Genomic DNA, 21,820 nt, shown 5'->3' on the forward strand with positions numbered 1-21,820 from the left:
GGTTACTGGTCGTTGTAGCCCAGGGAGCGCAGGGCGCGCTCGTCGTCGGACCAGCCACCCTTCACCTTGACCCAGAGGTTGAGCATGACCTTGGAGTCGAACAGCACCTCCATGTCCTTGCGGGCTTCCTGGCCGATGCGCTTGATGCGCTCGCCACCGTCGCCAATGATGATTTTCTTCTGCCCGTCGCGCTCCACCAGGATCAGCGCATGGATATGGAGGATGCGGCCTTCCTGCTTGAACTCCTCGATCTCGACGGTGATCTGGTAGGGCAGTTCGGCACCGAGCTGGCGCATGATCTTCTCGCGCACCAGCTCGGCAGCGAGGAAACGGCTGCTGCGGTCGGTGATCTGGTCTTCCGGGAAGAAGTGCTCGCCCTCGGGCAGGCGTTCGGCGACCAGGCGCTCCAGGGTGTCGAGGTTGTGCCCCTGCTGGGCGGAGATCGGCACCACTTCGGCCTTGGGCAGCTGCTCCTGGAGCCAGGCCAGGTGCGGCATCAGGTCGGCCTTGTCGTCCAGGCGGTCGGTCTTGTTGATGGCCAGGATCACCGGGCCCTGGACGTACTGGACGCGCTCGAGCACCAGTTGGTCCTCGTCGGTCCAGCGGTTGCGGTCGACCACGAAGATCACCACGTCGACATCCTTGAGGGCGGCCGAGGCGGTCTTGTTCATGTAGCGGTTGAGCGCTTTCTCGTTGTTCTTGTGCAGGCCGGGGGTATCGACATAGACGGCCTGGACATCACCCTCGGTCTTGATGCCGAGCATGTTGTGGCGGGTGGTCTGCGGCTTGCGCGAGGTGATCGCCAGCTTCTGCCCGAGGATGTGGTTGAGCAGCGTCGACTTGCCCACGTTGGGGCGACCGACGATGGCGACATAGCCACAGCGCTGGGTATTGGTATCAGTCATGGCCGTTCTCCACGCCCAAGGCCACCAGTGCTGCTGCCGCCGCTACCTGTTCGGCAATGCGTCGGCTGGCACCCTGGCCACGGGTCTTGTCATTCAGCAGGGCGATCTCGCACTCGACGAAGAAGGTGCGGCAATGGGGTTCGCCCTGGATATCCACCACTTCATAGCGGGGCAGTTCGCAGGCCCGCGACTGGAGGAATTCCTGCAGGCGGGTTTTCGGGTCCTTGTTGGTATCGACCAGGGTCAGGCCTTCCAGCTCGTTGTGCAGCCAGGCGAGGACGCGTTCACGGGCGCGCTCCATGCCGGCATCGAGATAGATGGCACCGATCAGCGCTTCCAGCGCATCGGCCAGGATCGACTCGCGGCGGAAACCGCCGCTTTTCAGCTCACCGGAGCCCAGGCGCAGGTACTCGCCCAGCTCGAAACCACGGGCCAGCAGGGCCAGGGTCTCACCCTTGACCAGGCGAGCACGCAGGCGTGACAGCTGACCTTCGCGGGCCTGGGGAAAACGCTCGTAGAGCGCCTCGCCGGCAACGAAGTTGAGAATGGCATCACCGAGGAACTCCAGGCGTTCGTTGTTGCGCCCGGCGAAACTGCGGTGGGTCAGGGCCAGGGTCATCAGACCCTGGTCCTGGAAGGTGTGGCCGAGCTGACGCTCGAGACGGCTAAGGGATACGCTCACGGGACCCGCACACGGAATTCTTTGTCGAAGTGCACCACCAGATCGAGGTTCTCGATCAGCGGCTCGCGTTTTTCGTATTTCAGCGTGGCATAGAAGTCGTTGTTCTCGACCTTCACCTGCAGGGCCTTCTCCAGGTCGATATCACGGATACCGTTGACCATCATGCCTTTACGCACGTAATCCTGGAAATCTCGTGGAGTGGAGATGTTCTGGCCCTTCTCGTTCTCGACCGCCTTGATCATTTTCTCGATCGCGTAGTAATCCATGTAGTGCGGAACGATCTTGAAGGCCGTGCTGGCGAGGAAGGCGACGACGGCCAGGACAACCAGCCAGCCCAGTATCGACAAGCCCCTCTGCGAGTGCGCAAACGTCATGATGACCTCAATGTCAGTGGTGTTGTGTGAGCCGGATGGCCCCCTGCAAGACTATATATAGCGGGCGGCGCTGCATTGAACAGCGCCGCAAAAGCGAAAGTCGGGGGCCGTCAGTGAATGAGGCCCACGCGGGAGAAATTCGGCAGGTTGTTCATCTTCGGGTCCGGCCAGCTCATCCATACGGCGAACGCCTTGCCGACGATGTTGCGATCCGGAACCATGCCGAGCAGGTCCTTGGGAATGTTCGGGTCGTTCCAGTAGCGACTGTCATTCGAGTTGTCGCGGTTGTCGCCCATCATGAAGTAATGCCCTTGCGGCACCACCCACTCCTTGCCCGGTTCCATGCGGTAGCGCTTCATCTCCTTGCGGATGAGGTGCTCGGCGGCGCCCAGCTTCTCCTCGTACAGGCGGGAGCTGCCCAGGGTGCCCGGCTCGTCGCCGATCAGCTTCTCCGCTACCTGCTCGCCGTTGACGGTGAGGCGCTTGTCGCTGCTGTAGGCGATACGATCACCCGGCAGGCCGATCACGCGCTTGATGTAGTTGATGTTCGGGTCGCTGGGGTAGCGGAACACCATGACATCACCGCGCTGCGGGTCACCGACCTCGATCACCTTGCTGTCCACCACCGGCAGGCGAATGCCATAGGCGAACTTGTTGACCAGGATGAAATCGCCCACTTCCAGGGTCGGTTTCATCGAGCCGGAGGGAATCTGGAAGGGCTCGACCAGGAACGACCGCAGCACCAGCACGATGGCCAGCACCGGGAAGAAGGACTTGCCGTATTCCACCAGCAAGGGTTCCTTGTCGAGCTTTTCCACCACCTCGGGGTCGGGCTCGCCGACTTGCCCCTCGTAGGCGGCAATCGCAGAGCGCCGGCGCGGAGCCAGCAGAACCAGATCGATGAGCGCGAGTACGCCGCAGACAGCCACGGCGATAACCAACAAGAGCGGGAAATTGATCGACATAGACCCTAGCTATCCACTTTGAGCACTGCGAGGAAGGCTTCCTGTGGAATTTCCACACTGCCGACCTGCTTCATCCTTTTCTTACCGGCCTTCTGCTTCTCCAGCAGTTTCTTCTTACGGCTGACGTCACCGCCGTAGCATTTGGCCAGAACGTTCTTCCTGAGCGCCTTTACGGTAGTACGTGCAACGATCTGACCACCGATCGCCGCCTGGATCGCCACGTCGAACATCTGCCGTGGGATCAGTTCTTTCATTTTCTCGGTCAGCGCGCGGCCTTTGTAGTGGGCCTGGTCACGGTGAACGATCAGCGCCAGCGCGTCGACCTTCTCACCGTTGATCAACACGTCCAGCTTGACCAGGTTGGCCGACTGGAAGCGGTCGAAGCTGTAGTCCAGCGACGCGTAGCCGCGGCTCACCGACTTCAAGCGGTCGAAGAAGTCGAGCACCACTTCGTTCATCGGCAGGTCGTAGCAAACCTGAACCTGGCTGCTGAGGAATTGCATGTCGCGCTGTACGCCACGTTTCTCGATGCACAGGGTGATGACGTTGCCCAGGTGCTCCTGGGGCACGAGGATATTGGCGCGCACGATGGGTTCGCGCATTTCCTCGACGAGCGAGAGGTCGGGCAGCTTGGACGGGTTGTCGACGTAGATCGTCTCGCCGGTCTTCAGCACCACCTCGAAGATTACCGTCGGCGCGGTGGTGATCAGGTCCAGGTCGTATTCGCGCTCCAGGCGCTCCTGGATGATCTCCATGTGCAGCATGCCGAGGAAGCCGATGCGGAAGCCGAAGCCCAGGGCTTCGGAGCTTTCCGGCTCGTATTGCAGCGCGGCATCGTTCAGGGTCAGTTTCTGCAGCGCTTCGCGGAAGTCCTCGAAGTCGTCGGAACTGACCGGGAACAGGCCGGCGTAGACCTGCGGCTTGATGCGCTGGAAGCCCGGCAGCACGTCGACGTCAGGAGTATTGGAGAGGGTCAGGGTGTCACCCACCGGGGCACCGAGGATGTCCTTGATACCGGCGATGATGAAGCCCACTTCACCGGCCTTGAGGTCGGCCATTTCGGTGTGCTTGGGGGTGAATACACCGACGCTGTCCACCTGGTGGAGCTTGCCGGTGGACTTGACCAGGATCTTGTCGCCCTTCTTCACCCGGCCGTGCTTGACCCGTACCAGGGAGACCACACCCAGGTAGTTGTCGAACCAGGAGTCGATGATCAGGGCCTGCAGCGGCGCCTCGATCTCGCCTTCGGGCGCAGGGATGACCTTGACCAGCTGCTCGAGCACGTCGATCACGCCCATGCCGCTCTTGGCGCTGCAGGGCACGGCGTCGGTGGCGTCGATGCCGATGATGTGCTCGATCTCTTCCTTGACCCGCTCCGGCTCGGCCTGGGGCAGGTCCATCTTGTTCAGCACGGGCATGACTTCAAGCCCCTGCTCGATGGCGGTGTAACAGTTGGCGACCGACTGCGCCTCGACGCCCTGGCCGGCATCCACCACCAGCAGCGCACCTTCGCAGGCGGCCAGCGAGCGGCTGACTTCATAGGTGAAGTCGACGTGGCCGGGGGTATCGATGAAGTTCAACTGGTAGGTCTTACCGTCCTGCGACTTGTAGTGCAGGGTGACGCTATGGGCCTTGATGGTGATGCCGCGTTCACGCTCCAGGTCCATGGAGTCCAGGACCTGGGCCTCCATCTCGCGGTCGGACAGGCCGCCACACATCTGGATGAAGCGGTCGGCCAGGGTCGACTTGCCATGGTCGATGTGGGCGATGATCGAAAAATTGCGGATATGACTCAGGTCACTCACAGGGTCGACACTCGAAAAAAGCCGCAAGCCGGTTGCTTGCCGAAAAATAGCCGGGGAGTTTACCTGATAGGCAACTCAGGCGTCACGCCCGCATGGCGGAGCGCAGACATGAAAAAGGGCGACCCTGGTCGCCCTTTTTCAGTGCATCGGATTATTCCGAAAGCTTGAAGGTGATGAAGCTGGCGCGTCCCTGGCGCAGCACGCGCATGGACACGGAACGATTCTTCGGCAGTTCCTTGGCCACCTTGGCGAAGGTCTGCACCGAATCGATGGACTGGTTGTTCAGGTGGCTGATCACATCACCCGGGCGCAGGCCCATGAGGGCTGCCGGGCCATCCTGAACTTCCTTGATCACCACACCGCCCTTGATGTCGAGGCTCTTCTTCTGCTCGTTGGACAGCTCGGCGACCAGCACGCCCAGACGATTGCTGCTGCGCTCGGCACCCTGCGGAGCACCGGTGGAGGTGACTTCCTCACCGTCTTCCGGCAGCGAGCCGATGGTCAGCGACAGGTTCTTGCGCGAGCCTTCGCGAACGACATCAAGGTCGATCTTGCTGCCAGGCTTGAGGGCCCCGACCAGATGCGGCAGGTCAGCGGACATGACGATCGGCTGGCCGTTCATGCTGAGGATCACGTCACCGACCTGCAGGCCACCCTTGGCGGCGGGGCCATCGTCCAGCACCTGGGCCACGAGGGCACCGGCCGGCTTGTCGAGACCGAAGGATTCGGCCAGATCCTTGTTCACTTCCTGGATTACCACGCCGAGCCAGCCGCGGCTGACCTTGCCTTCGGCCTTGAGCTGGTCGGCCACACTCATGGCGACGTCGATCGGGATGGCGAAGGACAGGCCCATGAAGCCGCCGGAACGGGTGAAGATCTGCGAGTTGATGCCCACTACCTCGCCATCCAGGTTGAACAGCGGGCCGCCGGAGTTACCCGGGTTGATGGCCACGTCGGTCTGGATGAAGGGCACATAGTTCTCGTTCGGCAGGCTGCGCCCCTTGGCGCTGACGATGCCGGCGGTCACCGAATGGTCGAAGCCGAAGGGCGAGCCGATGGCCAACACCCAACTGCCGACTTTCAGCGCATCGGACTTGCCGAGCTTGACGATGGGCAGGTCCTTGCCTTCGACCTTGAGCAGAGCCACGTCGGTGCGCGCATCGGCACCGATCAGCTTGGCTTCCAGCTCGCTGCGGTCGGACAGGCGCACGATGATTTCATCGGCATCCGCTACCACATGGTTGTTGGTCAGGACGTAGCCATCCTTGGAGATGATGAAGCCCGAACCCAGGGACTGCGCCTCGCGCTGGCGACCGCCCCCCGGACTGCGCGGAACCTGAGGCATGCTGCGCTCGAAGAACTCGCGGAGCATGGGCGGCAGGCCTTCCAGATCGGGCATCGCCTGGTTACCAGCGACCGCACGCGAGGGCAGCTTCTGCCGGGTACTGATGTTGACGACCGCCGGGGAGGCCTCCTCCACCAGCGGCGTGAAGTCGGGCAATTCGGCATGCGCGACAAAGGTTTGACCGAGCAGCAGCACCGCCGCGAACGCGGACAGGCAGGATTTCATGCTTAGCATCGACATACAGCTCCCGTCATGAAACGAGGAATGTGAACCCGGCGCGGGCCGACCGGCCTGGCGGGCAAACGCAATTCGGGCCGGGGGTCGCCCCCAGCCCGAGATAACACAATTGGGAATTCTTTTGCAGGAACCGTCGCCGAGGAACGATCAGTCCACGACGCCCAGCGGGTCGCCGTGGTCGTGGCCGCTCCGCCCACGGCGTCGCTCAACTCACTGAGCTGCCTGGGGGGCTGCGGTTCCAGCCGTACGCATAGACAACGCGATACGCTCGGCAGTTCCCACGGGGATCTCACCGACTACCGTGACCATTACGTCACCGTCGCTGGTGCCGAGCCTACGGGACACAGCCACTGTCGGACCGAGCTCGACGCGAACGTCCTCCACCGGCGCACCGTGCAGGGGCTCGAGGAAGACCGAGAAGCGCGCCAGGCCGTCTCCATAGAGCAGACAGGCCACCGGATCGGACGATACGGGACTCTGCCGTTGGATGGCACTGGTGAGGGTGAAGCCCTCGGGCAGCCAGTCGGAACGCCAGTTGTTGGCCAGGGTCTTCGGCGCCTCGGCGAAGCGCACAGGCTTGCAATCCTGCCCAGCCTGAAGCATGGCATCACCCGGAACCTGGGATGTATCGATCTGGGTGAACTGGAAGCGTTCCAGCAACATGCCCTTCTCATTGAGCAGCAGCGACTTGAGCGGCAGGCCGGTTTCCCGGTCCAGATGCAACTCGAAGCCGTAACGGTGCTGATCACGAGGATTGAGCGACAGGACGATCGCCTGTCGCCCCGCAACCCGCGATTCGCCCACCACGCTCATGTCATAGGACTTGGCGATCTGGGCGGCATCGAGGTCGCGGGCCGGCCAGACCTGGCCATCGCCCATCTGGTCGGAAAGCGCGCCACTCACGCATTCTGTGCGTCCATCCACGCGGAGGATTTCCTGGGCGGGGCCATCGAGCTGCTGCAGCCGTTCACGCACCTTGCCGGCGGCATCGACGCGATGCCAGACCTGATGGGTGGAAAAGCTGCCACTTCGCTCGTAGACGAAAGTGCCCTGGAAATTCTGCCGCTGTTCGGCATCAGCGAGTCGCTTCAGCCAATCCTGCGCATCGGCGGCGTGGGCGGCCTGAGCCAGCCATCCGCCACCGAGCAGTACGAAGATTGGAAATGCGCGCATGTTTCTCCTTAGCGGCTTTCCAGACTGGCAGCACGTGCGTACGGCAGCGCACTGTCGGTCCCACTCATGGCAGCCTGCTGCGCATGCTGACGCAGGTACGCCGGCAGACGCTGATCATGCCAGCCGGACGTCGCTTGCGCGGCACCGGACAGCGGCGGACGCACGCCTTGCGAATCGGTGCTGTAGCCGGCCAGGACGGTGCCCTGGCTCGCCTGCGGTGCACTGATCACCGGCTGCGATGCGCCTTGCTGAGCCAGTTGCTGGGTGCCCACTTCGTCCTGGTTGTACATGCGCACACCTGCCAGCACGGCCAGGGTCACCGAAGCGGCGACGGCCAGACGGCCAAGGTTGCGCCAGGGCCCGCGAACGGGCTGAGCGGGCAACGCTTCATCGGCCAGCGCGGCGGAAACCGCGGCGGCGATGTCGAGGCGCGGCTCGATCAGTTCCTTGTGCATCACGGCACGGGCGATCTGGTAACGGGACCAGGTGGAACGCAGCTCCTCATCGCCGCTGGAAGCGAGCACACGCCGCAACTCCAGTTCATCCGCTTCGTTATCCATCACCGCGGACAGCGATTCCTGCAGGGCTTCACGACTCATGGCGATTCCTCTCTTAGCTGTCGCCGCTGTCTCAGGATTCCTGCAACAAAGGTTGCAGGGCTTTATCGATAGCTTCTCGCGCCCTGAAAATACGCGAGCGAACCGTACCAACCGGACATTGCATGACGCTGGCGATGTCCTCGTAACTCAGACCATCGAATTCACGTAAAGTCAGCGCAGTACGCAAATCTTCCGGCAATTGCTGAATGGTCCGATGGACGGTGCCTTCGATCTCATCCCGCAGCAATGCTCGTTCCGGTGATTCGTTGTCCTTGAGGGCATGATCGCCGTCGTAGAACTCCGCATCCTCGGCACTTACATCGCTATCCGGTGGGCGCCGACCGCGCGCCACCAGATGGTTCTTCGCCGTGTTGATGGCGATGCGGTACAGCCATGTATAGAAAGCGCTGTCACCGCGAAAATTACCAAGTGCGCGATAGGCCTTGATGAAGGCCTCCTGAGCAACATCCTGAGCTTCCTGGGCGTCGTGGACGAATCGCACGATCAGCCCCAGTATCTTGTGCTGATACTTCAGCACCAGAAGATCGAAAGCTCGTTTGTCGCCTCGCTGCACCCGTTCGACCAGTTGCTGATCCTGTTCCTGGGTTAGCATGGACACTCCTCGTTGGAGCTCGAGGGGCGTTGCGCCAGCCAGTGGATCGGCTTGCCAAAATAGACTCGGGCGTTGCGCAAAAGTTCTCCCCTCCAAGCAAGCTTCCTACAAGACTGTTTCCGTCTTGCACGGAATCGCGCAGCAAGGCACTGGCCACTGCTGCGCGGATAATTTTTCGCCTGATTTGCCGCTGCCTGGAGCGCAAGAAGCGCACCGCGGCACAACTCAGCAAGCATGTCATCTCATGTGCGACGGAAGTAAGAAACCATGAGGACTAAGAAAGTTCCCAGGATTCTCTACCGGACATAAGCCCGCTATTGTGCCGCCCACCCCCTCTATATACTAGTGGCCGCATTTTCGCGGGAACCCGACATGAGCCAACACTTTCAGCACGACGTCCTGGTGATCGGCAGCGGTGCGGCCGGCCTCACTTTGGCGCTGACGTTACCCGCGCACCTGCGCATCGCCGTCCTGAGTAAAGGTGACCTTTCCAACGGGTCAACCTACTGGGCCCAGGGCGGTGTCGCGGCGGTTCTGGATGACACCGATACGGTGGACTCCCATGTCGAGGACACTCTCGTCGCCGGCGCCGGACTCTGCCGCGAAGACGCCGTGCGCTTCACCGTGGAAAACAGCCGCCAGGCCATCCAGTGGCTGATCGACCAGGGCGTGCCCTTCACCCGCGATGACGAACATGACCGCGAGGACGGTGGCTTCGAATTCCACCTCACCCGCGAAGGCGGCCACAGCCACCGGCGCATCATCCATGCCGCCGACGCCACCGGCGCCGCCATCTTCAATACCCTGCTGGCCCAGGCCCGCCAACGCCCGAACATCGAGCTGCTGGAACAGCGCGTCGCCGTCGACCTGATCACCGAGCGCAAGCTCGGCCTGGATGGCCACCGCTGCCTCGGCGCCTACGTGCTCAACCGCGCCAGCGGCGAAGTCGACACCTACGGTGCGCGCTTCACCGCCCTCGCCTCCGGCGGCGCGGCCAAGGTCTACCTCTATACCAGCAACCCCGACGGCGCCTGTGGCGACGGCATCGCCATGGCCTGGCGCGCCGGCTGCCGGGTGGGCAACCTGGAGTTCAACCAGTTCCACCCCACCTGCCTCTACCACCCACAGGCCAAGAGCTTCCTCATCACCGAAGCCGTGCGCGGCGAAGGCGGCCTGCTCAAGCTGCCCAACGGCGAACGTTTCATGCAGCGCTTCGACCCGCGCGCCGAACTGGCCCCGCGCGACATCGTCGCCCGCGCCATCGACCACGAGATGAAGCGCCTGGGCATCGACTGCGTCTACCTGGACATCAGCCACAAGCCCGCCGAGTTCGTCAAAAACCACTTCCCCACCGTTTATGAGCGCTGCCTGGACTTCGGCATCGACATCACCCGCCAGCCCATCCCGGTGGTGCCGGCGGCGCACTACACCTGCGGTGGCGTGGTGGTGGACAAGGACGGCCACACCGACATCCCCGGCCTCTACGCCATCGGCGAAACCAGCTTCACCGGCCTGCACGGCGCCAACCGCATGGCCAGCAACTCGCTGCTGGAATGCTTCGTCTACGCCCGCGCCGCCGCCCAGGACATGCTCGCCCAGCTCGACGCCATTCCCCTGCCCGCCAGCCTGCCGGCCTGGGACGCCAGCCAGGTCACCGACTCGGACGAAGACGTGATCATTGCGCACAACTGGGACGAACTGCGGCGATTCATGTGGGACTACGTCGGCATCGTGCGCACCAACAAGCGCCTGCAGCGCGCCCAGCACCGGGTGCGCCTGCTGCTCAGCGAGATCGACGAGTTCTACAGCAACTACAAGGTCAGCCGCGACCTGATCGAGCTGCGCAACCTGGCCCAGGTCGCCGAGTTGATGATCGAATCGGCCATGCAGCGCCGCGAGAGCCGTGGCCTGCACTACACGCTCGACTACCCCGAGCAGTTGGCCGAGGCCCGCGACACTATCCTGGCGCCGTCCATCTATGGCGATTGAAACGCAGGTGCATGCGCAAGCGCCTGTGGCTCTCGCCATCCAGTGAATCGGCGGGGATGCACAATCCCCGCCCGATCAACGCCCCTTCGCAGCGATAGACCAGCAGCACCGCCATCGGCAGCGCCAGGCTGTCGGGGCTCAGGTGCACGGGAAACCATTCGCCATCGTGGCGCCGCAGCCGCAAGCCATCGGCGTCCAGGCGCAGGCCACGCACGGAAGAGGAACGGGCCAGCAGCACCTGGCGCGGCAGCACCCAGGCGGCATGGGCCAGGCAGGCGAGAACCCCCAGCAACCGCGCCCACAAAGGCAGGTCAGCGCAGGCCACGGCCATCAGGGCCAGGGAAAACAGGGACAGGTAGAGCACCAGCAGGCGCCGCGACGGGCGCCAGTGGCATTCGAAGGTGCTACTTCGGCTGGACACGGTCCAGGATCATTTTCACGATGTAGCGCAGGTCGGCGTCTTCCGGCTCGCCGCGCTGCATGAACCAGCCGAACATGTCCTGGTCTTCGCATTCGAGCAGCTTGCGGAAGCGCGCCTGATCCTCCTCGCCAAGGCTCGGGTAGACCTCCCGGACGAAAGGTACCAGCAGCACATCGAGCTCCAGCATGCCACGGCGGCTGTGCCAGAAGAGTCGGTTCAGTTCAGTTGCGTCGGCCATCAGAGCGCCTCCAGGAATGAGGGCGGCAGTATAACGGCCCGAGCGGCATGCGGCACCCGCTGACAACGGGGATGCCGGGCTCTATCATGACGCTCCGGACCTCAATTCCTGCGATATCCAATGGCCGACTCAGCATTCTTCTGCCCGCTCACCCACGAAGGCCTGCTCGCCGTCCGTGGCGTGGACGCCGCCAAGTTCCTCCAGGGCCAGGTCACCTGCAACCTCGCCTACCTCGACGACAAGACCGCCAGCCTCGGCGCCCGCTGCACCCCCAAGGGCCGCATGGTCTCCAGCTTCCGCATTCTTTCCGAAGGCGACGGCTACCTGCTGGCGCTCGACGCTGCCCTGCTGGATGCACAACTGGCCGACCTGAAAAAGTACGCCGTGTTCTCCAAGTCCACCCTCGGTGATGAAAGCAGCGACTGGGTGCGCTTCGGCGTCGCCGGTGGTGACGCCGTGCTGCAAGGCCTGGGCCTCGAACTGCCGCCGGAAGCCGACAGCCTGGCCCGTGCCAATGGCCTCATCGCCCTGCGCCTGTCCAATGGCCGCAGCGAACTCTGGGCACCGCGTGGCCAGGCCGACACCCTGCACACACGCCTCGCCGCCGACCTGCCCGAGGCGCCGCTGGACGCCTGGCTGCTCGGCCAGGTCCGCGCCGGCATCGGCCAGGTCTTCGCCGCCACCCGCGAGCTGTTCATCCCGCAGATGATCAACCTCCAGGCGGTCGGTGGCGTCAGCTTCAAGAAGGGCTGCTACACCGGGCAGGAAATCGTCGCCCGCATGCAGTACCTGGGCAAACTCAAGCGCCGCCTGCAGCGCCTTGCCCTGCCCGCCGGGGAACGCCCGCAGCCGGGCGCCGAACTCTTCTCCCCGGTGCACCAGAGCAGCGTGGGCGAAGTGGTGCTGGCGGCCCCGGCAGAAAACGGATTCGAATTGCTCGCCGTGCTCCAGGAAGATGCGGTGAATGACGGACGGATCCACCTGGGCGCGGCCGATGGCCCCGCCCTGACTCTGCTGAACCTGCCTTACGTACTGGATGCCGACCGCGAGATTCAGCGGTAGACAGCACCGACCCGTCCCCTTTTTCCAAGAGAGCATCCATGAGCAAACTCGCAGAACGCGTCCAGCAAGAACTGATCAACGCCATCGACAACGACGAGCTGGTCTTGCCGACCCTCCCCGAGGTCGCCCTCAAGGTGCGCGAAGCCGCCGAGGACCCGGACGTCAGCATCCCCGCCCTGTCGAAGGTGATCGGCAACGATGCCGCCCTCACTGCGCGCATCATCAAGGTGGTCAACAGCCCGCTGCTGCGCACCAACAAGGAAATCACCGACCTGCAGATGGCCATCAGCCGCCTGGGGATCAACTACACCTGCAACCTGGCCACCGGCCTGGCCATGGAGCAGATGTTCCAGGCCACCTCCGACGTGGTCGACCGCAAGATGCGCGAAGTGTGGAACAAGAGCACCGAGATCGCCGGCATCTGCCACGTGCTCTGCCGCCACTACACCCGCCTCGCCCCGGACCAGGCGACCCTGGCCGGCCTGGTGCACCAGATCGGCGTGCTGCCGATCCTCACCTACGCCGAGGAGCACTACGAGCTGCTGGCCGACTCCATCAGCCTCAACCACGTGATCGAGCGCATCCACCCGGTCATCGGCGACCGCATCCTGCGCGCCTGGGAATTCCCCGAGCCGATCGCCCAGGTGCCGAGCCAGTTCCTCGACTTCACCCGCAACTCGCCCAAGGTCGACTACGTCGACATCGTCCAGGTCGCCACCCTGCAGAGCTACCTGGGCAGCGAGCACCCCTACACCCAGCTGGACTGGAGCCAGATCCCGGCGTTCGCCAAGCTGGGCCTCGACCCGCAGGTGGACATGCAGGCCGACGAAGACCTCTCCGCCGCCATGGAAGCGGCCATGGGTATGCTGCAGTAATACAGCGGTAACGCGCATCCGCGAAAACCTCACTAGACTCCGGGCATTCCGGAGTTCAAGGATGTAACGGATGCGCACCCTCCTCCTGTTCCTCTCCCTCTGCCTGGGCGGCTTCTGCACCGCCCAGGAGCTGCGCCTCACCAACGGTGAATGGGCGCCCTATCTCGGCGAGAAGCTGCCCTACCAGGGCGTCGCCTCGCGCATCGTCGCCGAAGCCTTCGCCCTGGAAGGGATCGACGTGCGCTGGGAGTTCTACCCCTGGGCCCGCGCCCTGCGCCTGGCCGAACGCGGCGAACGCGACGGCAGCGCGGTCTGGCTGCGCAACCCCGAGCGCGACCAGCACTTCTTCGTCAGCGAACCGGTGATCGAAAGCGGCTACTACCTGTTCCACCGCAACGACCTGGCGCTCGACTGGCAACAGATCGACGACCTCGCCCAGCTGCGCTTCGGCGCCACCCTCGGCTATGACTACGGCGAAGCCTTCCAGCGTGCCGAACGCGAGGGCCGCCTCAAGGTGCAGCGCCTGCCCAGCGAGGAACAGGGCCTGCGCATGCTGCTGGCCGGGCGCATCGACGTATTCCCGGTGGACAAGATCGTCGCCATCGCCATGCTCCAGGACAACTTCACCAGCGCCGAGCGCGCTCGTGTCAGCTTCCATGCCCGCCCGCTGCGCAGCGACTCCCTGCACCTGCTGCTGTCGCGCACCGACCCGGCCAATGCCGAACGCATCACGCGCTTCAACCGGGGCCTGGCACGCCTGCGCGAGAGCGGCAAGGTCGCCCGCTACCTGCTCGAAGCCCAACAACCGCTGAGCATGCTGCCCTAGGCCGGCGGAAAGCTGACTCGCACCCGCAAGCCACCCGAGGCGCCGTCATGCAGGCTGATGTCCGCCAGGTGCGCCCGGCAGATTTCCCCGACTATCGCCAGGCCCAGCCCCGCGCCACTGACCTGCGGCGATCGCCGGTAGAAGCGCTCGAACACCTTGTCGCGGTCCTCGGCGGGGATGCCGCTGCCATCGTCCTCCACCTCCAGCACCGCCGGCGCGAGCACCCGCAGGGTCACATTGCCGCCCTTCGGCGTGTGCGCCAGGGCGTTGTCCACGAGGTTGCTCAGCAGCTCGTTGAGCAGCGTCGGCTCGCCCATCACCCAGGCCATGTCCTCCGCCTCCAGGGCCAGGGCGATGCCCCGCGCATGGGCCAGCGGCGCCAGGGCCATGCCCAGCTCGCGGGCCAGGGCGCCCAGCTCGATGCGCTCGGCCCCTCCCTCGGCGATGGCGCGCGCGCCGCTCTCGATGCGCGCCAGGGACAACAGTTGGTTGGCCAGATGGGTCAGCCGGTCGGTGTTGGCGGCGGTGTCCTCCAGGGTGCGATACCACTGCGCGGGCTCCCGCTCGCGCAACCCCAGCTCCACCCGAGCCTTTAGCGCCGCCAGCGGCGTGCGCAATTCGTGGGAGGCATCGGCGATAAAGTCGGCCTGGCGCTGGAACAAGCCGCGCAGACGCTCGGTGAACTGGTTCAGTGCATCCACCAGTGGCTTCAGCTCGGTCTGCACCGCCACCACCGGCAACGGCCGCAGGTCGTCGGCCTGGCGCTCTTCCACGGCATTGCGCAGCTGGTTCAGCGGGCGCAGGGCGGCGCTCACCACCAGCCACACCAGGGCCAGGGCCGCCAGCGACATCACTGCCAGGCGCCACAGGCTGTCCACCAGCAGGCCGCGGGCCAGGCGCTCGCGGGCCTCCTCGGTCTCGGCCACGCGGATCTCCGCCATGCCGTTGATGCTCTCCTCGCTCACCGGCCGCAGCAGGCTCACCACGCGCACGTCCACGCCGTCGTAACGGGCATCGTAGAAACGCGCCAGGGCCGGGTAATCATCGGTACGTGTCGTGCCCTTCGGTGGGCCGGGCAGGTTCTCGTAGCCGGAAACCAGTTTTCCCTCGATATCGGTCACCTGGTAGAAGATGCGCCCCGCGCTGTCGTAGGCGAAGGTGTCCAGCGCCACATAGGGCACATCGGCCTTGAGCCGGCCATCCGCCTCGTAGAGCCCGGCGGAGATGGCCCGCGCCGAGGCCAGCAACGTGCGGTCATAGGCGGTGTCGGCGGCATCGCGGGCGCTCCAGTAGGCGCTCATGCTGACGATCACCAGCAGCACCGCCAGCAGCGCCGCCAGGCGCCGCAGCAGCCGCCCCCGCAAGCTGCCGGCTTCACGCATCCTGGTGTTCCAGCAGGTAGCCCAGGCCACGGAAGGTGACGATGCGCACCGCGCTGCCTTCGAGCTTCTTGCGCAGGCGGTGGATGTAGATCTCGATGGCGTCGGGGCTGGCGTCCTGGTCCAGGCCGAACACCTGGGACGCCAGCTGCTCCTTGCTCATCACCCGACCGGGCCGGGCGATCAGCACCTCCAGCACCGCCTGCTCGCGGGAGGTCAGGGTCAGCACCTCGTCGTCCAGGCTGAAGCGCCGCGTCCCCAGGTCATAGAGCAGGGGCCCGCAGCGCTGCTGCTGTTCGCCGCCGAGCACGCTGCGCCGCAACAGCGCCTTGACCCGCGCCTCCAGTTCGGTGAGTTCGAAGGGCTTGGCCAGATAGTCGTCCGCGCCGAGGTTGAGGCCGTGCACCCGGTCCTTCACCTCGCCGCGCGCCGTCAGCATCAGCACCGGCAGGGTCTTGCCGCGCCCGCGCAGGCGCGCCAGCACCTCGAAACCGTCCAGCCGCGGCAGCCCCACGTCGAGCACCGCCAGGGCGTAATCCTCGCTGGCCAGGGCCAGGTCGGCCGCCACGCCGTCGTGCAGCACGTCCACCGTCCAGCCCACGGCCTTGAAGGCCTGGGCGATGCTCTCGGCCAGTTGGGGGTGGTCTTCGACCAGCAGGATTCGCAAGGCGGGGTACTCCGGAGAACGGCGATCGGGCTGAAGTGTAACGGCCCGAAAGCCGCTGTGAATGGCACGCAGGATTTCTTTCACGCTGAAAGGCTGGCGAAAGTTTCACCCCCTAGCATCCGGCCAGGGTGGCAAGAACCACCCACAGACGCAGGCTCATGGTCGGGCCCGCGCTAACAAAAACAAGAATTGGAGACCAACGATGCTCACTGCCTCCCGGCAGGCGCTGCCGCCTGTTCGCACCCTCACCCTAGCCATCGCCGGCTGCACCCTGGCCCCCTTCGCCCAGGCTGACTTCATCAAGGACAGCACGGCGACCCTCGAAGCCCGCAACATCTACCTGAACCGCGACTTCCGCGATGGCGACGGCCAGTCCCGCCGCGACGAATGGGCCCAGGGCTTCATCCTCAACATCGAATCCGGCTACACCGAAGGCACCGTCGGCTTCGGCCTGGACGCCCTCGGCATGCTCGGTATCAAGCTCGACTCCGGTCGCGGCCAGAGCGGCACCGACCTGCTGCCGGTGCAGGACGACGGCGGCACCCCGGACGAATACGGCAAGCTCGGCCTCACCGCCAAGGTGCGTTTCTCCAAGAGCGAGCTGCGCCTGGGCAGCCACATCCCCGAGCTGCCGGTGGTCAAGGCCAGCGACAGCCGCATCCTGCCCCAGGTGTTCGAGGGCGGCCTGCTGACTTCCAAGGAACTCGACGGCCTGACCTTCAACGGTGGCCGCCTGCGCGAGGTCAAGGACCGCGCCTCGACCAACTCCGAAGACCTCGCCCTGAACAACAAGAACCGCCGCTTCGCCAGCGGTGCCAGCGGCTCGCACTTCGACCTGGCCGGCGCCGACTACGCCTTCAGCAAGCAGCTCACCGGGCGCTACTACTTCGCCGAGCTGGACGACGTCTACCGCCAGCACTTCTTCGGCCTGCTGGCCAGCCAGCCCCTGGGCAGCGGCACCCTCAGCGCCGACCTGCGCTACGCCATCAGCGACGACAGCGGCCGCGCCGACGCCGGCAAGGTGGACAACCGCGCCCTCAACGGCATGCTCAGCTACGGCCAGGGCAGCCACAAGGTCGGCCTCGGCTACCAGCGCATGAGCGGCGACACCGGCTTCGCCTACATCGATGGCACCGACCCCTTCCTGGTCAACTTCGTGCAGATCAACGACTTCGCCAACGCCGACCAGCGTTCCTGGCAGGCCCGCTACGACCTGGACTTCACCGCCATGGGCGTGCCTGGCCTGAGCTTCATGACCCGCTACATCACCAGCGACAACGCCGAGGTCACCAACAGCGCCGAGGAAGGCCGCGAATGGGAGCGCGACGTCGAATTCAAGTACGTGGTGCAGAGTGGCACGCTCAAGGACCTCACCTTCCGCGCCCGCCACGCCGGCTTCCGTTCCAACTTCGCCCGTGACGCGGACGAGCTGCGCCTGATCGTCAGCTACGCCCTGCCGATCTGGTGATCCACAATAAGACTCCACAGGAGAACCCCCGATGAAGATCGCTCTCACCCGCCTCGCCCTCGCCGCATCCTGCCTGCTGCTCTCCAGCCAGTTGCTGGCTGAGCCCAAGCGCCCCGAGTGCATCGCCCCGGCCGCGCCCGGCGGCGGCTTCGACCTCACCTGCAAGCTGGCGCAAAGCGCCCTGATGGACGCCAAGCTGCTGAGCAAGCCGATGCGCGTCACCTACATGCCCGGCGGCGTCGGCGCGGTGGCCTACAACGCCGTGGTCGCCCAGCGCCCCGGTGACGCCGGCACCCTCACCGCCTGGTCCAGCGGCTCGCTGCTCAACCTCGCCCAGGGCAAGTTCGGCCGCTTCGACGAGAACGCCGTGCGCTGGCTGGCCGGCATCGGCACCAGCTACGGCGCCATCGCCGTGCGTAACGATTCGCCCTACAAGAACCTCGACGACCTGGTCAAAGCCCTCAAGGCCGACCCGGGCAAGGTGGTGATCGGATCCTCCGGCACCGTCGGCAGCCAGGACTGGATGCAGACCGCGCTACTGGCCAAGGCCGCCGGTATCGACCCGCGCAACCTGCGCTACGTGGCCCTGGAAGGCGGCGGCGAGATCGCCACCGCGCTGCTCGGCGGGCACATCCAGGTGGGTAGCACCGACATCTCCGACTCCATGCCGCACATCCTCGCCGGCAACATGCGCATCCTCGCCGTGCTCTCCGACGAACGCCTGCCGGGTGAGGACAAGGCCAACATCCCCACCGCCAAGGAACAGGGCTACGACATCAGCTGGCCGGTGGTGCGTGGCTTCTACCTCGGGCCCAAGGTCAGCGACGAGGACTACGCCTGGTGGAAGGCCGCCTTCGACCAGCTGCTGGCCTCCGAGGACTTCGCCAAGCTGCGCGACCAGCGCGAGCTGTTCCCCTTCGCCATGACCGGCCCGGAACTGGACGCCTACGTGAAAACGCGCGTCGCCCAGTACAAGCAGATGGCCCAGGAATTCGGCCTGACCCAATAAGGCTCACCGCCGCAGCCGGCTGAGCGCCCCGCCAGCCGGCCCTCCGCGCCTTCGATCCGCGAGGAATTCACCATGCTTTTTCAACGCCTGTTCAGTCTGGGCTGGCTCGCTGCATGCCTGGTTTTTGCCGTGCTGGCCTGGGACTACCACGCCGCCTTCTCCTACGAGCCGGTCGGCCCGCGCGCCTTCCCCCTGCTGATGCTGGGGCTGATGGCCGCCGCGCTGGTCTGGCTGACGCTGCGCCCCACCCCGGTGGCGCACACGCACGACGAGCAGCCGCTGGACGCCGCCAGCCTGCGCAAGGTGGCCGCCTGCATCGCCCTGCTGCTGGTCTACGCCGGGCTCTTCGAGCCGCTGGGCTTCATCCTCTCCAGCAGCCTCGTCGGCGTCTTCATGGCGCGCCTCTACGGCGGCCGCTGGCTGCCCAGTGCCATCGCCGCGCTGCTGATCAGCGTCGGCCTCTACCTGCTGTTCGACAAGACCCTCGACGTGCCGCTGCCGCTGGGCGTCCTCGACTTCCTGGAGTGATGACATGGAAACCTTGAGCTACCTGGGCCAGGGCTTCGGCGTTGCCCTTTCCCCCTACAACCTGGTCACTGCGCTGGTGGGCACCCTGATCGGTACCATCGTCGGCCTGCTGCCGGGCCTCGGCCCGATCAACGGCGTGGCCCTGCTGATTCCGGTGGCCTTCGCCCTCGGCCTGCCACCGGAGTCGGCGCTGATCCTCCTCGCCGCCGTCTACCTGGGCTGCGAATACGGTGGGCGCATCAGCTCCATCCTGCTCAACATCCCCGGTGAAGCCTCCACCGTGATGACCACCCTCGACGGCTACCCCATGGCCCGCCAGGGCCTGGCCGGCGTGGCCCTGTCGCTGTCGGCCTGGAGTTCCTTCATCGGCGCCTTCATCGCCACCTGCGGCATGGTGCTGTTCGCCCCGCTGCTGGCCAAGTGGGCCATCGCCTTCGGCCCGGCGGAGTACTTCGTGCTCATGGTCTTCGCCATCGTCGCCCTGGGCGGCATGGCCGGCGACCGGCCGATGAAAACCTTCATCGCCGCCCTGCTCGGCCTGTTCCTCTCCACCATCGGTATCGACGCCAACAGCGGCGTGTACCGCTTCACCTTCGACAGCATCCACGTCGCCGACGGCATCCAGTTCGTGGTGCTGGTACTGGGCCTGTTCTCGGTGAGCGAGATCCTCCTGTTGCTGGAGAAGACTCACCACGGCCACGTTGCGGTGAAGGCCACCGGGCGCATGCTGTTCAACGTCAAGGAGGCCGCTTCGGTGGCCGTGGTCAACCTGCGCTGCGGGGTCATGGGCTTCATCCTCGGCGTGCTGCCCGGTGCTGGCGCCACCCTGGCCAGCGCCGTGGCCTACATGACCGAGAAGAAGCTGGCCGGCGACAGCGGCACGTTCGGCAAGGGCGACATGCGCGGCCTGGCGGCACCGGAAACCGCCATCGGCGCCTCCGCCTGCGGCGCCATGGTGCCGATGCTGACCCTCGGCGTTCCCGGCTCCGGCACCACCGCGGTGATGATCGGCGCGCTGACGCTCTACAACATCACCCCCGGCCCGATGCTGTTCCAGCAGCAACCGGACATCGTCTGGGGCCTGATCGCCTCGCTGTTCATCGCCAACCTCATGCTGGTGATCCTCAACATCCCGATGATCCGGTTGTTCACCCGCATCCTCAACGTGCCCAACTGGGTGCTGGTGCCGGTGATCGCCATCATCACCTCCATCGGCGTCTACGCCGTGCACGCCACCACCTTCGACCTGTTCCTGATGGTCGCCATCGGCATCTTCGGCTACATCCTGCGCAAGCTGGACTTCCCCCTGTCGCCGCTGCTGCTGGGCTTCATCCTCGGCGGGCTGATGGAGCAGAACCTGCGCCGTGCGCTGTCCATCTCCAACGGTGAGCTGGGCATCCTCTGGTCCAGCCCCATCACCCTCGGCACCTGGGCCCTGGTGCTGGTGATGCTGGCCCTGCCGCTGGTGCGCATCTGGCGCCGCCGCAGCGCCCAGCGCAAGGCCCTGGCCGGTGCCTGAGGGATGGCGCGCCTGGTGGGCCACCCCGCTAGTGGGCGCGGTGGGCGGGCTGCTGGCCAGCCTCGCCCACTGGCCGCTGCCCTGGATGATCGGCGCCCTGGTGGCGGTCATCCTGTTCCGCTGCACCACCCCCTGGCAGATCCGTGATCTGCCAGGGGGCCGCAAGACCGGGCAATGGATCATCGGCATCGGCATCGGCCTGCACTTCTCCCCCGCCGTGGTGGAGCAGGTGCTGGCGCACTTCTGGCTGATCCTCTTCGGCGCCCTGTTCACCACCCTCTCCAGCGCCGCCGCCGTGTGGCTGCTGCGGCGCACCGGGGAAGACCCGGCCACCGCCTTCTTCTCCAGCATGCCCGGCGGCTCGGGGGAGATGGTCAACCTCGGCCTGCGCAACGGCGCCTCCCCCAGCCGCGTGGCGGCCGGGCAGAGCCTGCGCGTGGTGGCCGTGGTGCTCTGCGTGCCGGCGGTGTTCAAGCTGCTGCTGGGCGACGGCCCGGCGCTGCACCCGGTCGCGCCGGTGGACTGGGCCTGGCTGGCCCTACTGGTGCCCGCCGGCGGCCTGCTGGCGCTGCTCTGGCAACGCCTGCGCCAGCCCAACCCCTGGCTGTTCGGACCGCTGCTGGTCAGCGCCACCGCCAGCATCCTCTACGACCTGCACCTGGGCCTGCCCCCCGGCGCCAGCCAGGTCGGCCAGTTGCTGATCGGCAGCGGCCTGGGCTGCCACTTCGATCGCGCCTTCTTCCGCCGCGCCCCCAGCTTCCTCGCCCGCACTTTGCTGGGCACCGCACTGATGATCGGCGCCGCCACCCTCTGCGCCCTCGGCCTGGGCTGGCTCACCGCCCTGGACATACGCTCGCTGACCCTGGGCATGATGCCCGGCGGCATCGCCGAGATGAGCCTCACCGCCGAGACCCTGCAGCTCTCCGTCCCCCTGGTCACCGCCTTGCAGGTGCTGCGCCTGCTGCTGGTGCTGTTCCTCGCCGAACCCATCTACCGCCGCTGGCGCCAGCGCGCCCGCCCGTAGGTTGGCACCCAGTACAGCGAGGCCGTATCGCGAATGGATTGGCTCCCACGAGGAGCGGCCATTTGATTAACGGATATGTCCCCACGCTCCGCTTGGCGGGGGCCCTGTCCTATCCTC

The 21,820-nt window shown here is 65.5% G+C and carries 22 protein-coding genes; 9 read left to right on the forward strand and 13 right to left on the reverse strand.

Going from position 1 to position 21,820, the window contains the following annotated elements:
- Window positions 1-2 precede the first annotated feature (2 nt).
- The 9 genes from era to rpoE form a co-directional block, all read right to left on the reverse strand.
- On the reverse strand, window positions 3-905 hold the full coding sequence (gene era, locus PSm6_RS02505) for a GTPase Era (RefSeq protein WP_021221235.1): 903 nt from the start codon (window positions 903-905) through the stop codon (window positions 3-5).
- Window positions 898-1,587: a ribonuclease III gene (gene rnc / locus PSm6_RS02510; protein ID WP_031288390.1), complete on the reverse strand. Its 690-nt coding sequence runs from the start codon at window positions 1,585-1,587 to the stop codon at window positions 898-900. The genes era and rnc overlap by 8 nt, the downstream gene beginning before the upstream one ends.
- Window positions 1,584-1,961 (reverse strand): DUF4845 domain-containing protein, encoded by a 378-nt coding sequence (locus PSm6_RS02515; protein WP_031288392.1) that lies wholly within the window; start codon window positions 1,959-1,961, stop codon window positions 1,584-1,586. Before PSm6_RS02515 ends, rnc begins: the two co-directional genes overlap by 4 nt.
- A 110-nt stretch (window positions 1,962-2,071) precedes the next feature.
- Window positions 2,072-2,926 (reverse strand): signal peptidase I, encoded by an 855-nt coding sequence (gene lepB / locus PSm6_RS02520; RefSeq protein ID WP_021221238.1) that lies wholly within the window; start codon window positions 2,924-2,926, stop codon window positions 2,072-2,074.
- 5 nt (window positions 2,927-2,931) lie between these two features.
- Window positions 2,932-4,731, reverse strand: coding sequence for a translation elongation factor 4 (gene lepA / locus PSm6_RS02525; RefSeq protein ID WP_021221239.1), 1,800 nt, complete (start codon window positions 4,729-4,731; stop codon window positions 2,932-2,934).
- Window positions 4,732-4,882: 151 nt separating this feature from the next.
- Window positions 4,883-6,310: a DegQ family serine endoprotease gene (locus PSm6_RS02530; RefSeq protein WP_037022080.1), complete on the reverse strand. Its 1,428-nt coding sequence runs from the start codon at window positions 6,308-6,310 to the stop codon at window positions 4,883-4,885.
- Window positions 6,311-6,523: 213 nt separating this feature from the next.
- The gene (locus tag PSm6_RS02535) at window positions 6,524-7,486 is read right to left on the reverse strand and encodes a MucB/RseB C-terminal domain-containing protein (protein ID WP_265169462.1); all 963 of its coding nucleotides are present in this window, start codon (window positions 7,484-7,486) and stop codon (window positions 6,524-6,526) included.
- A gap of 8 nt (window positions 7,487-7,494) precedes the next feature.
- Complete coding sequence (locus PSm6_RS02540; RefSeq protein ID WP_021221242.1) at window positions 7,495-8,085, reverse strand: sigma-E factor negative regulatory protein; 591 nt, start codon at window positions 8,083-8,085, stop codon at window positions 7,495-7,497.
- 31 nt (window positions 8,086-8,116) lie between these two features.
- The gene (gene rpoE / locus PSm6_RS02545; RefSeq protein WP_021221243.1) at window positions 8,117-8,698 is read right to left on the reverse strand and encodes an RNA polymerase sigma factor RpoE/AlgU; all 582 of its coding nucleotides are present in this window, start codon (window positions 8,696-8,698) and stop codon (window positions 8,117-8,119) included.
- A 372-nt stretch (window positions 8,699-9,070) separates the two neighbouring features.
- Between rpoE and nadB the strand changes: the two genes are divergently transcribed.
- Entirely contained in the window at window positions 9,071-10,687 is a 1,617-nt protein-coding gene (gene nadB, locus PSm6_RS02550; RefSeq protein ID WP_043245194.1) for an L-aspartate oxidase, read from the forward strand.
- Here the strand turns inward: nadB and PSm6_RS02555 are convergent.
- Together PSm6_RS02555 and PSm6_RS02560 are read right to left on the reverse strand one after the other, a co-directional pair.
- Window positions 10,656-11,108, reverse strand: coding sequence for a protein YgfX (locus PSm6_RS02555; protein ID WP_043245196.1), 453 nt, complete (start codon window positions 11,106-11,108; stop codon window positions 10,656-10,658). The two genes, nadB and PSm6_RS02555, sit on opposite strands and share 32 nt — an antisense overlap.
- Entirely contained in the window at window positions 11,092-11,346 is a 255-nt protein-coding gene (locus PSm6_RS02560; protein ID WP_021221246.1) for an FAD assembly factor SdhE, read from the reverse strand. The genes PSm6_RS02555 and PSm6_RS02560 overlap by 17 nt, the downstream gene beginning before the upstream one ends.
- A gap of 120 nt (window positions 11,347-11,466) precedes the next feature.
- On the opposite strand from PSm6_RS02560, the gene ygfZ reads away from it, so the two are divergent.
- The 3 genes from ygfZ (at window position 11,467) to PSm6_RS02575 (ending at window position 14,109) form a co-directional block, all read left to right on the forward strand.
- The gene (ygfZ, locus tag PSm6_RS02565) at window positions 11,467-12,408 is read left to right on the forward strand and encodes a CAF17-like 4Fe-4S cluster assembly/insertion protein YgfZ (RefSeq protein WP_265169463.1); all 942 of its coding nucleotides are present in this window, start codon (window positions 11,467-11,469) and stop codon (window positions 12,406-12,408) included.
- A 38-nt stretch (window positions 12,409-12,446) separates the two neighbouring features.
- Window positions 12,447-13,283 (forward strand): HDOD domain-containing protein, encoded by an 837-nt coding sequence (locus PSm6_RS02570; protein ID WP_021221248.1) that lies wholly within the window; start codon window positions 12,447-12,449, stop codon window positions 13,281-13,283.
- A gap of 70 nt (window positions 13,284-13,353) precedes the next feature.
- Window positions 13,354-14,109: a substrate-binding periplasmic protein gene (locus tag PSm6_RS02575; protein WP_265169464.1), complete on the forward strand. Its 756-nt coding sequence runs from the start codon at window positions 13,354-13,356 to the stop codon at window positions 14,107-14,109.
- Here the strand turns inward: PSm6_RS02575 and tctE are convergent.
- Both tctE and tctD read right to left on the reverse strand, forming a co-directional pair.
- Window positions 14,106-15,491, reverse strand: coding sequence for a two-component system sensor histidine kinase TctE (tctE, locus tag PSm6_RS02580; RefSeq protein ID WP_265169465.1), 1,386 nt, complete (start codon window positions 15,489-15,491; stop codon window positions 14,106-14,108). The two genes, PSm6_RS02575 and tctE, sit on opposite strands and share 4 nt — an antisense overlap.
- Window positions 15,484-16,155 carry a two-component system response regulator TctD gene (gene tctD, locus PSm6_RS02585; protein WP_021221251.1) on the reverse strand — a complete coding sequence of 224 codons (672 nt, stop codon included), beginning with the start codon at window positions 16,153-16,155 and terminating at the stop codon, window positions 15,484-15,486. The genes tctE and tctD overlap by 8 nt, the downstream gene beginning before the upstream one ends.
- A gap of 202 nt (window positions 16,156-16,357) precedes the next feature.
- On the opposite strand from tctD, the gene PSm6_RS02590 reads away from it, so the two are divergent.
- The 5 genes from PSm6_RS02590 (at window position 16,358) to PSm6_RS02610 (ending at window position 21,703) form a co-directional block, all read left to right on the forward strand.
- The gene (locus PSm6_RS02590) at window positions 16,358-17,623 is read left to right on the forward strand and encodes an OprD family porin (RefSeq protein ID WP_043245203.1); all 1,266 of its coding nucleotides are present in this window, start codon (window positions 16,358-16,360) and stop codon (window positions 17,621-17,623) included.
- A gap of 31 nt (window positions 17,624-17,654) precedes the next feature.
- The gene (locus PSm6_RS02595) at window positions 17,655-18,632 is read left to right on the forward strand and encodes a Bug family tripartite tricarboxylate transporter substrate binding protein (RefSeq protein WP_184487796.1); all 978 of its coding nucleotides are present in this window, start codon (window positions 17,655-17,657) and stop codon (window positions 18,630-18,632) included.
- A gap of 72 nt (window positions 18,633-18,704) precedes the next feature.
- Window positions 18,705-19,160, forward strand: coding sequence for a tripartite tricarboxylate transporter TctB family protein (locus PSm6_RS02600; protein WP_021221254.1), 456 nt, complete (start codon window positions 18,705-18,707; stop codon window positions 19,158-19,160).
- Between the two features lie 4 nt (window positions 19,161-19,164).
- The gene (locus PSm6_RS02605) at window positions 19,165-20,679 is read left to right on the forward strand and encodes a tripartite tricarboxylate transporter permease (RefSeq protein WP_021221255.1); all 1,515 of its coding nucleotides are present in this window, start codon (window positions 19,165-19,167) and stop codon (window positions 20,677-20,679) included.
- The gene (locus PSm6_RS02610) at window positions 20,672-21,703 is read left to right on the forward strand and encodes an AbrB family transcriptional regulator (protein ID WP_031288396.1); all 1,032 of its coding nucleotides are present in this window, start codon (window positions 20,672-20,674) and stop codon (window positions 21,701-21,703) included. Before PSm6_RS02605 ends, PSm6_RS02610 begins: the two co-directional genes overlap by 8 nt.
- Window positions 21,704-21,820 lie beyond the last annotated feature (117 nt).

Source organism: Pseudomonas solani (genome assembly GCF_026072635.1).
In the GTDB taxonomy this organism is placed as follows: Bacteria; Pseudomonadota; Gammaproteobacteria; order Pseudomonadales; family Pseudomonadaceae; genus Metapseudomonas; species Metapseudomonas solani.

Bases quoted from the DNA above. Each gene is read 5' to 3' on its own strand.
- era (WP_021221235.1), bottom strand. From the start codon at position 905: ATGACTGATACCAATACCCAGCGCTGTGGCTATGTCGCCATCGTCGGT.
- PSm6_RS02515 (WP_031288392.1), bottom strand. From the start codon at position 1,961: ATGACGTTTGCGCACTCGCAGAGGGGCTTGTCGATACTGGGCTGGCTG.
- lepB (WP_021221238.1), bottom strand. From the start codon at position 2,926: ATGTCGATCAATTTCCCGCTCTTGTTGGTTATCGCCGTGGCTGTCTGC.
- PSm6_RS02530 (WP_037022080.1), bottom strand. From the start codon at position 6,310: ATGCTAAGCATGAAATCCTGCCTGTCCGCGTTCGCGGCGGTGCTGCTG.
- PSm6_RS02535 (WP_265169462.1), bottom strand. From the start codon at position 7,486: ATGCGCGCATTTCCAATCTTCGTACTGCTCGGTGGCGGATGGCTGGCT.
- PSm6_RS02540 (WP_021221242.1), bottom strand. From the start codon at position 8,085: ATGAGTCGTGAAGCCCTGCAGGAATCGCTGTCCGCGGTGATGGATAAC.
- rpoE (WP_021221243.1), bottom strand. From the start codon at position 8,698: ATGCTAACCCAGGAACAGGATCAGCAACTGGTCGAACGGGTGCAGCGA.
- nadB (WP_043245194.1), top strand. From the start codon at position 9,071: ATGAGCCAACACTTTCAGCACGACGTCCTGGTGATCGGCAGCGGTGCG.
- PSm6_RS02560 (WP_021221246.1), bottom strand. From the start codon at position 11,346: ATGGCCGACGCAACTGAACTGAACCGACTCTTCTGGCACAGCCGCCGT.
- ygfZ (WP_265169463.1), top strand. From the start codon at position 11,467: ATGGCCGACTCAGCATTCTTCTGCCCGCTCACCCACGAAGGCCTGCTC.
- PSm6_RS02570 (WP_021221248.1), top strand. From the start codon at position 12,447: ATGAGCAAACTCGCAGAACGCGTCCAGCAAGAACTGATCAACGCCATC.
- PSm6_RS02575 (WP_265169464.1), top strand. From the start codon at position 13,354: ATGCGCACCCTCCTCCTGTTCCTCTCCCTCTGCCTGGGCGGCTTCTGC.
- tctE (WP_265169465.1), bottom strand. From the start codon at position 15,491: ATGCGTGAAGCCGGCAGCTTGCGGGGGCGGCTGCTGCGGCGCCTGGCG.
- PSm6_RS02590 (WP_043245203.1), top strand. From the start codon at position 16,358: ATGCTCACTGCCTCCCGGCAGGCGCTGCCGCCTGTTCGCACCCTCACC.
- PSm6_RS02595 (WP_184487796.1), top strand. From the start codon at position 17,655: ATGAAGATCGCTCTCACCCGCCTCGCCCTCGCCGCATCCTGCCTGCTG.
- PSm6_RS02600 (WP_021221254.1), top strand. From the start codon at position 18,705: ATGCTTTTTCAACGCCTGTTCAGTCTGGGCTGGCTCGCTGCATGCCTG.
- PSm6_RS02605 (WP_021221255.1), top strand. From the start codon at position 19,165: ATGGAAACCTTGAGCTACCTGGGCCAGGGCTTCGGCGTTGCCCTTTCC.